We start from the raw sequence: 8,953 nt of genomic DNA, 5'->3' as shown, positions 1-8,953 counted from the left end.
GTCTTCCCGTGTGGCCCGGGGGGCCTCGTGGGTCTCTTGGGGTTCTCCTGGGCCGGGCCGGGGAAGGAAAGCCCAAGAGACCCCCGAGGCCCCCCGGGCCACACGGGAAGACACGGAAGCCGCTCCCTTCGAAGGAAGTGACCGCTCATGTCCGCACCAGCGCCGTCCCCGCCGCTCACCGTCGTCGCCGAGCCCCTGCCCCGGCAGGAGGAGGTCCTCACCGACGCGGCCCTCGCCTTCGTGGCCGAGCTGCACCGGCGGTTCACACCGCGCCGCGACGAACTCCTGGCCCGCCGCGTGCGGCGCCGCGCCGAGATCGCCCGCACCGCCACCCTGGACTTCCTCCCCGAGACCGCCGAGATCCGCGCGGACGACTCCTGGAGGGTCGCCCCGGCTCCCGAGGCCCTGAACGACCGCCGGGTCGAGATCACCGGGCCCACCGACCGCAGGATGACCGTCAACGCGCTCAACTCGGGCGCACGGGTCTGGCTCGCCGACTTCGAGGACGCCTCCTCCCCCACCTGGGAGAACGTCGTCCTCGGCCAGCTCAATCTGATCGACGCCTACACCAGGAACATCGACTTCACCGACCCCTCCTCCGGCAAGACCTACGCCCTGCGCCCGGACGAGGAACTCGCCACGGTCGTCACCCGCCCGCGCGGCTGGCACCTGGACGAGCGTCACCTCGTCGACGCCGACGGCACCCGGGTGCCCGGCGCCCTCGTCGACTTCGGCCTGTACTTCTTCCACAACGCCCGGCGTCTGCTCGACCGCGGCAAGGGACCGTACTTCTACCTGCCGAAGCTGGAGTCCCACCTGGAGGCGCGCCTGTGGAACGACGTGTTCGTCCTCGCGCAGGACCATCTGGGCGTCCCGCGGGGCACGATCCGCGCCACCGTCCTGATCGAGACGATCACGGCCGCGTACGAGATGGAGGAGATCCTCTACGAACTGCGCGACCACGCCTCGGGGTTGAACGCCGGCCGCTGGGACTACCTGTTCTCCCTCATCAAGAACTTCCGCGACTGCGGGGCGAAGTTCGTCCTGCCCGACCGCAACTCGGTCACGATGACGGCCCCGTTCATGCGCGCCTACACCGAACTCCTGGTGCGCACCTGCCACAGGCGCGGCGCGCACGCGATCGGCGGCATGGCGGCCTTCATCCCCTCCCGCCGGAACCCCGAGGTCAACAAGGTGGCCCTGGAGAAGGTCCGCGCCGACAAGGACCGCGAGGCCCACGACGGCTTCGACGGCTCCTGGGTCGCCCACCCCGACCTGGTGCCCGTCTGCCGGGAGGCCTTCGACGAGGTCCTCGGCGACCGGCCCCACCAGAAGCACCGGCTGCGCGAGGACGTCCACGTGGAGGCGGCCGACCTGATCGCCGTCGACTCCCTCGACGCCCGGCCGACGTACGCGGGCCTGGTCAACGCCGTCCAGGTCGGCATCCGTTACATCGAGGCCTGGCTGCGCGGCCTGGGCGCGGTGGCGATCTTCAACCTCATGGAGGACGCGGCCACCGCCGAGATCTCCCGCTCGCAGATCTGGCAGTGGATCGACGCGGGCGTGGAGTTCGACAACGGCGAGAAGGCCACGCCGGAGCTGGTCCGCAGGATCGCCGCCGAGGAACTGGAGAACATCCGCCGGGAGACCGGCGACGAGGCCTTCGCCGCCGGCCGCTGGCAGCAGGCGCACGACCTGCTGCTGAAGGTCTCCCTGGACGAGGAGTACGTCGACTTCCTGACCCTGCCGGCGTACGAGCAGCTGGAGGGCTGACCGTCACCCCAGGTGGACCGACCAGTCCTGCCGGGCGGCCGGTTTGCCGTGCAGGTCCGGGACCTGTTTGAGCCAGTCGGGCCGGCCCGCCCGGATCCTGGCGGCCCGCTGTGCCTCCTCGGCCGCCAGTTCCCGGCGGCTGGGGAAGTCGGTGGGCAGCCAGACCGGGGACGCCTGGACACGGGCGGCGAGATGGTCGACGTAGGCGCTGCGGGCCGCCTCCGGGGTGGCGAAGCCCGGCTCACCGGTGAGCCAGTCGTCCGGCACCTGGGCGAGGACCTCGTGCAGCAGCTCACGGGTCACCTTGGGGGCCAGTTCGGCGTCGGCGGCGCGGACGTCGGGGGCGCAGGGGCCGAGGGCGTGGTGGCGGAGGTCGTAGACCTTGGCCGGGTCCGAGGCGTCCCAGCGGTGGTGGAAGACGAGTGCCGCACCATGGTCGATCAGCCACAGACGCGGCGGCACGGTGCCGGACGTCGGCCAGATCACCAGGTTGGAGCTGTGGACGGTGCGGTCGACGTTCGCCGTCAGCGCGTCCAGCCAGACGATCCGCCCGGCCTCCAGCGGATCCACCCGGAAGGTCTGCGCCACCTCCGGGGTGAAGTCCTTCGCCCCCGGCAGATAGTCCATGCCGAGGTTGATCCCCGCACTGGCGTCGAGCAGGTCGCGCACCTCCTGGTGCGGCTCGTGCGCGGCGATCCCGGGGTCGAAGTGGACGAGGACCAGCTCGGGGAACCGCAGCCCGAGCGCCCGCGCCAGCTCGCCCACGACCACCTCGGCGACCAGCGCCTTGCGGCCCTGCGCGGAGCCGGTGAACTTGACGACGTACGTCCCGAGGTCGTCGGCCTCGACGACTCCGGGCACGGAGCCCCCGGACCGCAGGGGTTCGACGTAGCGAGTCGCGGTGACTTCCCTCAGCATTTCCCCCAGCCCCACAACTCTTCTCCCGCCTCACCTTCCGCGGTCGGCCCCTGGCAGGAAGGCCCCGGGCACCTCTTCGCGGCCGGCCCCGAAGGGAAGCCGGGAAGACCCGACCGGCACACCGCTCCCACCTTCCCTTCCGTTTCCTTCCGCTTCCCTTCCGCCCTGTCCGCCGCTTGTCCGCGGCCTTCAGCGGCCTTCAGCGGCCTTCAGCGCGAAGCGGGCATCGTAACCGAGCGTAACAGCCGACGCGGACGGCCCGATCCCCGTGCCAGGGCCCCACGGGCGGTCCCGGACGGTCCCGGGTCGCGCCGCTCGGCGTATCGCCGTCCGACGCATCGTCCCAGCGCCGTCCCAGCGCCGTCCCAGCGCCGTCCGGGTGCCGTCTCAGCGCTGGATGGTGACGGTCATCTGCGGCAGCACTCTGCCGGCGACGGAGCCCGAGGGAACGTCTCCCGTGCGGACCGCACCCATCGCGCGGTAGAAGGGCTCGGCATTCGGGTCCGCGTCGATCGTGAGCCGGGTGAACCCCAGGTCCCGCCCGGTGGCGACAGTGTGTTCGAACAGCAGGCGGCCGATCCCCTGACCGATGGCCTGCGGATCGACGAACATCATCCCCAGAACGCCCGTGGGCGGTTCTCCCTCCAGGGTCGTGAAGCCCAGGATGCGACCGTCCCGCTCGGCCACCGTGGTTCGGCGACGCGTGACCTCGTGCGCGGCAAGGGTGAGCTCGTCGCGGCACGCTTCCATGAACTGGGCGTCATAGCCCCAGTACGCCTTGGACCGCAGCGCCAGCTCGGTGAGGGTCCCGGCTTCCGTCGCCCGCGCGGGCCTGATCCGCACGTCCATCCGCATCCCCCCGTTCAGATGTGGGTCTTCCGATCCTCGTATCCCGCAGCCATGCGGAGGAACGGCCGCAGCAACGCCGTACGGGGCTGCGGACGACAGCCTACGACGAAGAAGAAGACGGGCGACCGGCAAGCCGGTACCACAGGCCGGCTCGTCGGTGCGGGTCACGACGCCGGGGCGGAGGGTGGGCGGGCATGTGCCCATGAAGCCGCGCTCGCTCTCCGAACGGCTTCCCGGAGGCCAGTCGACGAGGCCTCACGACTGGCTGCCGAACCGGTCGTTGCGACGGAAGCGCTCGGGCTCGGCCGTGCCGGTGAAGAACGCGAACAGGGCGACGCGCTCGGTGGGAGGACCGGCCAGGACCCGGCAGGAGTCCAAGGCCCCTGCGCCCTTCCGGCACTGCTCACCTTCAGCACTGCTCATCGACGCGAATCATCGATGCGAAAGGAGCCGATGGTGCAACCACCGACGGGGGTTACGACCGCACCGCAACGCCTCCCCATACGATGACCCCATGACCTCCACCGCGCAGCCGACGAGCCGTCGCCCCGCCGGGTGCGGCTTTCTGCTGCTGATGCTGGCTGTGCTGGCAGGTCTGCTGGGCATGCATGCGCTGGGGCCCACCGGAGGGCTTCCGACACGGGCTCACTCCGGACACGGCGTGGTCATGACCCATGCGGCGGACACTTTTGTGGTGAGCGAGAACTGCACGCCCGGCTCCGGCGGAGCGGTTCATCTGACGCATGCGGACGGGACGTGCGCGGCCCCTGGTGTCGCCTCGTCGTACAGCCCGCCCGCGCTGGCCGCCGCGCTCATCGACACCCCCGCCGCTTCCACGCTGTCCGACGGCATGCCGGAGCCGTCCGCGAGCACCCGGGCGCCACCGGATCTGTCCGAGCTGCAACTCCTGCGGATTTAGAGCGACCCGCACGGCATCTGCCTGCCCCGGAACCGTCCGGAGGCCGGTGCCGTGCTCCGCGCTGCCCTTTTCCGCTTTCCACCCTCGCGCATGCCTTTGGGCTGCGCGTGAAGGAGTTGCACCACCATGAACAGCAAGCGTTCCCTGATCCGCCGTGCCGTCGCCGTGGCCGCCGCCGGAGCAGCCGCCGCCGTGCTGGCCGCCTGCGGTGGCGGCGGCGACAGCGCGACCGGACACGACGGCCACCCCTCGAAGTCCCCGTCCGCCTCCGCTTCCGCCTCCACCGCACAGGGGCAGCACAACGCCGCCGACGTCGCGTTCGCCAAGGGAATGATTCCCCACCACCGGCAGGCGGTGGAGATGGCCGATCTCGCGCCGTCCCGTGCCCAGTCGGCCGAGGTGAAGAAACTCGCCGAGGACATCAAGAAGGCGCAGGACCCGGAGATCAAGACCATGTCCGGGTGGCTGACCTCGTGGGGTGAGCAGGTGCCTGCCGAGGGCGCCATGGACCACTCCATGCACGGCATGCACGGCATGAAGGGGATGATGAGCGCCGAGGAGATGGAGAGGCTGGAGAAGTCCTCGGGCAAGGCGTTCGACACGGCCTTCATGGAGCTGATGATCAAGCACCACGAGGGTGCGGTGGCGATGGCCGAGGAGGAACAGAAGAACGGCGCCTACCAGCCCGCGAAGGACATGGCCGACGCCATCATCACCTCCCAGACGGCCGAGATCCGCCAGATGAACGAGCTGCTCGGCAAGAACTGACCCACTCCCCAAGCACGGGCGGGCGCCCCGCACGGCGCCCGCCCGGCATCCCGTCCTCCCGACCGCCTCCTGGCCCCGACAGCACCGCCGGCGCCTCTGCGCATCCGCCGACGTCGGCCGGACCTGAACAGTGCTGCTCAAGCCATCTGCGGCATGAACATCCCACCGGGATGGAATACCCGTGGGGGGTATCCAGTTGTTTCGGGCGTGGCCTCCCGGAAACAAGGGCACACGGAACGGGACTGGGGATGACAACCATGGACCACACCGCGCACCACTCCGGCACCCCTCATGACCGCGCCGCCCACCACGGCCCCGCCACCCCCGCACACGGTCACGGACACGCACACGGCGGAGCATCGTGGGGCACGGCGTCGAAGGCGACCCTGCACTGCCTGACCGGCTGCGCCATCGGCGAGATCCTCGGCATGGCCATCGGCACCGCCCTGCTGTGGGGCAACGTGCCCACGATGATCCTCGCGATCGCGCTGGCGTTCGTCTTCGGCTACTCCTTCACCCTCTTCGCCGTGCGCCGCGCGGGACTGGGCCTCAAGGGCGCGATCAAGGTCGCGCTGGCCGCGGACACCGTCTCGATCGCCGTGATGGAGCTGGTCGACAACACCGTCATCGCCCTCACCCCCGGCGCGATGGACGCCCACCTGTCCGACGGCCTGTTCTGGTCCGCGCTGCTGGGCGGGTTCGCCGTCGCGTTCCTGATCACCACTCCGGTGAACAAGTGGATGATCGGCCGCGGCAGGGGTCACGCCGTCGTCCACGCCCACCACTGAGACCGTGCCGCGCCGGCCGGTCTCCCGTCCCCGCGCCTCGGCGCCCCGCCCCCTGCCTGCCGCTTCGCGGTTCCGACGGAACCGCACTCACTGTTCACACTGCCGACGACGGCCGTAACGGGTGACCCCACGGGGTTTGAACACCGACAGTCCGGCGGCCGTCAGCAGCGCAACGGCGGCCGCGACTGCGTCCGCGAGCAGCTGGATGCGCACCGCCTTCACTCCGTCCAGTGCGGCCCGGGCCGCGGCGTCGGCAAGGTGCCCGACCGGCTGCATGTGGACCAGCAGCAGCCCGGTGGCGAGCACAGTGATCAGCAGCTTTGCAATCACCCAGTAGTACCGGAACAGCCCCCACGCCGTGCCCAGCGACTGCATCACACCGGTCAGCAGCGAGGCACCGGCCAGCGGAACGATCACGCCCCAGCCCACCAGTTCCATGGACAGATACGCCCCTCGGACCGTCTGTGGGTCGCCACCGACCAGACCGACGACGGCCGGGCGAGGAAGGCCGCTTCAAAGCCGGGCTGAAGATTGGCCGTGGGCAATGGCGGGCCGTTCTCCACCACGATCCTTGTTTCCGCTGCCGTATGCGTCACGTGAACGGTCACGGTCGCGCCAGGCGCGTGCTTGGCAACGTTGGTCAGAGCTTCCTGCACGACCCGGTGAGCCACCGCCCTGACCACCGGCGGGCCGTTTACCTCGCCGTCGACGCGCAGCTCCACCGCAAGCCCAGCCGCGGAAACCGACGAGCGAGGCCCCAGGGTGTCGATCGAGACATCTGGCATCTCAACTGTGTTGCCTGAGAATCTCGTTGGTCTTCCACTCTGCCGCACTCGACCTGTCGCATGTGCTCACGGAGCCGACCATCATGCTCATGGTCCCCGTGAGGGCGGCCAACGCCGCAAGCCCCGCCCGCATCAGCGCGCGATGAAGGATGCAGCGCTGTAACCGCATGGGTTCACCGGCTCGCCCCCGGTCAGCAGGGCGTCCTCCTTGCGCGGCTTGTCACCTGTCTCAGCCGTTCCCCGGCCGCAGCGATCACCGCCTCGTCCCCCTGGGTCCGTCCAGGGGGACAACGGTCTCCATCCTTGGCTGCAGGCATGGGTGGCCAAGGAGCACAGCTACGAGGTTCCCGAGTGGATCACCCTCCTGGTGACCGGGGGTTCGGACGCCTACCTGGCGTGGGTGACCGAGGAGTCTGCGCCGAGTCCACCGAGTAATACCTCACGCCGCGAACCACTGGAGCTGTCACACAAGCTCGCACTCATGGAGTGGAAGCCGAAAGGCAATGGCCTGGGCGCGGGCTCGGCCCACGGTGGCGGGGCAGGCTTCGGCAGCTGCGGTGAACCGGCGTGACACGTGGAAACTTTGAAACTTTGGTCCATGCCGCCGTCGCGCAGTGGCGCAACCGCCACATCACCCAGCACGACGCCCTTGTCCGCCGCTACGGTCATGCGTCGCGAAAAACAGGGCCGACCGACCACGCCGTCATGACCATCGTTCTGGCCCTGCAAGCTTCCGGCCTTGCCTTCGACCCGCCACCGCCATGGTCTCGCAGGCGCGCTCAGCGATCAGGTGGGCTCTGGATCCCGAGGACTGGCAGGCAGTCGGCGACACCGACGAGTTCAATGTCGTCGCGTCGCAGCTTGAGCCAGCGTTCGCGGGTCAGTTTCCAGCGTTGTATCTCGGCGGCTTCGCCGCGGCGCGTATCCCAGTCCGTGCCGTTGGGCAAATATCCCACGGCCTGGGAGACACGGTTGGACGCGTGGTTGTCGACAAACGACGCACTGTCGGCCTGCCGGGCGCCGAGTCCGTCGAAGGCCAGATGGAGCACGGCCTGCCGCATCTCCTTGCCCAGGCCCAGACCGCGGGTTTCGGGGCTGAGCCAGGAGAACGTCTCGACCGTGCCGAGCCTGGAGAAGTTGATGCCGATCAGGTCCTGCATGCCCACGGGCTTGCCGTCGACAACCACCACGAAGTACAGCCGCCAGAAACTGTCGCTGACCTTCGCGCGACCGGCCCAGATCCCACGGAGCCAGCTCCACTCCCGGTCCGGGCTGTCCTTGTACAGCGACATCGGGTCGTCGAACGGCCATGGTGGCTCCGTGACCACTCCCTTGCGGACCACGGGCACCAGTTGCTCCAGCAGTTCGTCCGTCGCCCCGAGCAGTGACAGCCGGGGAGTGTGCACCTGTACGTTCAGCGGAGGATACGAGGACGGGGTCCTGGCATTCGTCGGCACGGGCGCAACCGTAGAAGGCCGTCGGCGGACTCCGCACCCGAATATTTCCGCGCGACGCCGCAAGAACCATGCGGTGAAACGCCATGGACGCCAGCCACGCCCAAGGAACCTCAGAGCGTCGTGGTCGGCAACGGCGTTGTGAACAAAATCGGGTGACCGCCATGCCCGAGGCCCGAGGCTTCCGGCACTCACACAAGATCCCGCACTGGGGCGGTGATGGTACGCCGAGCCGGTGGCTGCTCTCGTCTCCGTCATCGTCCCGAAGCGCGAGGAGAGCAGACTGTGCGCAACACCGTTGTGACGCCCGAGGGCGACCGGATCCGCTGGGTCGAGCCGTCGGGGCATGAACCGTCACACGTCCATGTCCACGGTCATGTCCACGGTCTGGGTGCCACTTCGCCGGCCCACTTCGCGGAGGTCGCGGTCCACCCTCTGCCGGCCGACCGCCGTTCACTGCTGGTCGACTTGCTCAGGCATGGCATCAGCGACGGCCGACGAGCTTCGACTGCGCCCTGGAACCGCACGCTGATGCCCTCGCCGCGGCCCTGACCTCCGCGGGTGTGACCGGCGTTGAGTTGATCGCGCACGGCATGGGCGGCTCGGTGGCCATCGTCGTGGCCACCCGGCACCCCCAGTTGATCTCCCGTCTGGTCCTGGCCGACGCCGGCCTCGACCCGATCCCGCCCAGCCCCCACC

The 8,953-nt window shown here is 69.7% G+C and carries 11 protein-coding genes and 1 pseudogene; 6 read left to right on the top strand and 6 right to left on the bottom strand.

The window, feature by feature from the left end:
- The first annotated feature begins 147 nt into the window (after positions 1-147).
- Complete coding sequence (gene aceB, locus CCN35_RS21950; RefSeq protein ID WP_086794008.1) at positions 148-1,773, top strand: malate synthase A; 1,626 nt, start codon at positions 148-150, stop codon at positions 1,771-1,773.
- A gap of 3 nt (positions 1,774-1,776) precedes the next feature.
- Here aceB and CCN35_RS21945 read toward each other — a convergent pair whose 3' ends face one another.
- The 3 genes from CCN35_RS21945 to CCN35_RS28455 form a co-directional block, all read right to left on the bottom strand.
- Complete coding sequence (locus CCN35_RS21945) at positions 1,777-2,691, bottom strand: HipA family kinase (protein WP_067389171.1); 915 nt, start codon at positions 2,689-2,691, stop codon at positions 1,777-1,779.
- Between the two features lie 387 nt (positions 2,692-3,078).
- Complete coding sequence (locus CCN35_RS21940) at positions 3,079-3,540, bottom strand: GNAT family N-acetyltransferase (protein WP_086794011.1); 462 nt, start codon at positions 3,538-3,540, stop codon at positions 3,079-3,081.
- Positions 3,541-3,795: 255 nt separating this feature from the next.
- Positions 3,796-3,963, bottom strand: coding sequence for a hypothetical protein (locus tag CCN35_RS28455; RefSeq protein WP_158100424.1), 168 nt, complete (start codon positions 3,961-3,963; stop codon positions 3,796-3,798).
- 91 nt (positions 3,964-4,054) lie between these two features.
- Between CCN35_RS28455 and CCN35_RS21935 the strand changes: the two genes are divergently transcribed.
- The 3 genes from CCN35_RS21935 to CCN35_RS21925 all read left to right on the top strand — a co-directional run bounded on the left by CCN35_RS21935 (position 4,055) and on the right by CCN35_RS21925 (position 6,015).
- A complete protein-coding gene (locus tag CCN35_RS21935; RefSeq protein ID WP_067389173.1) occupies positions 4,055-4,459 on the top strand; it encodes a DUF6153 family protein in 405 nt (134 codons plus the stop codon).
- A 126-nt stretch (positions 4,460-4,585) separates the two neighbouring features.
- Positions 4,586-5,227 carry a DUF305 domain-containing protein gene (locus tag CCN35_RS21930; RefSeq protein WP_067389174.1) on the top strand — a complete coding sequence of 214 codons (642 nt, stop codon included), beginning with the start codon at positions 4,586-4,588 and terminating at the stop codon, positions 5,225-5,227.
- A 257-nt stretch (positions 5,228-5,484) separates the two neighbouring features.
- A complete protein-coding gene (locus CCN35_RS21925; protein WP_067389177.1) occupies positions 5,485-6,015 on the top strand; it encodes a DUF4396 domain-containing protein in 531 nt (176 codons plus the stop codon).
- Between the two features lie 87 nt (positions 6,016-6,102).
- On the opposite strand, the gene CCN35_RS21920 is transcribed toward CCN35_RS21925, so the two are convergent.
- Both CCN35_RS21920 and CCN35_RS30285 read right to left on the bottom strand, forming a co-directional pair.
- On the bottom strand, positions 6,103-6,453 hold the full coding sequence (locus CCN35_RS21920) for a hypothetical protein (RefSeq protein WP_201450811.1): 351 nt from the start codon (positions 6,451-6,453) through the stop codon (positions 6,103-6,105).
- The gene (locus CCN35_RS30285) at positions 6,429-6,800 is read right to left on the bottom strand and encodes an ATP-binding protein (protein ID WP_067389180.1); all 372 of its coding nucleotides are present in this window, start codon (positions 6,798-6,800) and stop codon (positions 6,429-6,431) included. The genes CCN35_RS21920 and CCN35_RS30285 overlap by 25 nt, the downstream gene beginning before the upstream one ends.
- Positions 6,801-7,008: 208 nt before the next feature.
- Here CCN35_RS30285 and cutA point away from each other — a divergent pair, with 208 nt between their 5' ends.
- On the top strand, positions 7,009-7,371 hold the full coding sequence (cutA, locus tag CCN35_RS30280; RefSeq protein WP_086794004.1) for a divalent cation tolerance protein CutA: 363 nt from the start codon (positions 7,009-7,011) through the stop codon (positions 7,369-7,371).
- Positions 7,372-7,579: 208 nt separating this feature from the next.
- On the opposite strand, the gene CCN35_RS21905 is transcribed toward cutA, so the two are convergent.
- On the bottom strand, positions 7,580-8,257 hold the full coding sequence (locus CCN35_RS21905) for a GNAT family N-acetyltransferase (RefSeq protein WP_211285562.1): 678 nt from the start codon (positions 8,255-8,257) through the stop codon (positions 7,580-7,582).
- Between the two features lie 282 nt (positions 8,258-8,539).
- Between CCN35_RS21905 and CCN35_RS21900 the strand changes: the two are divergent.
- A pseudogene (locus tag CCN35_RS21900) lies at positions 8,540-8,953 on the top strand (alpha/beta fold hydrolase); the annotation flags it as partial.

The organism is Streptomyces thermovulgaris, from assembly GCF_002155915.1.
GTDB classification, from domain to species: Bacteria; Actinomycetota; Actinomycetes; order Streptomycetales; family Streptomycetaceae; genus Streptomyces; species Streptomyces thermovulgaris.
This window is presented reverse-complemented; position numbering and strand designations above follow the sequence as displayed.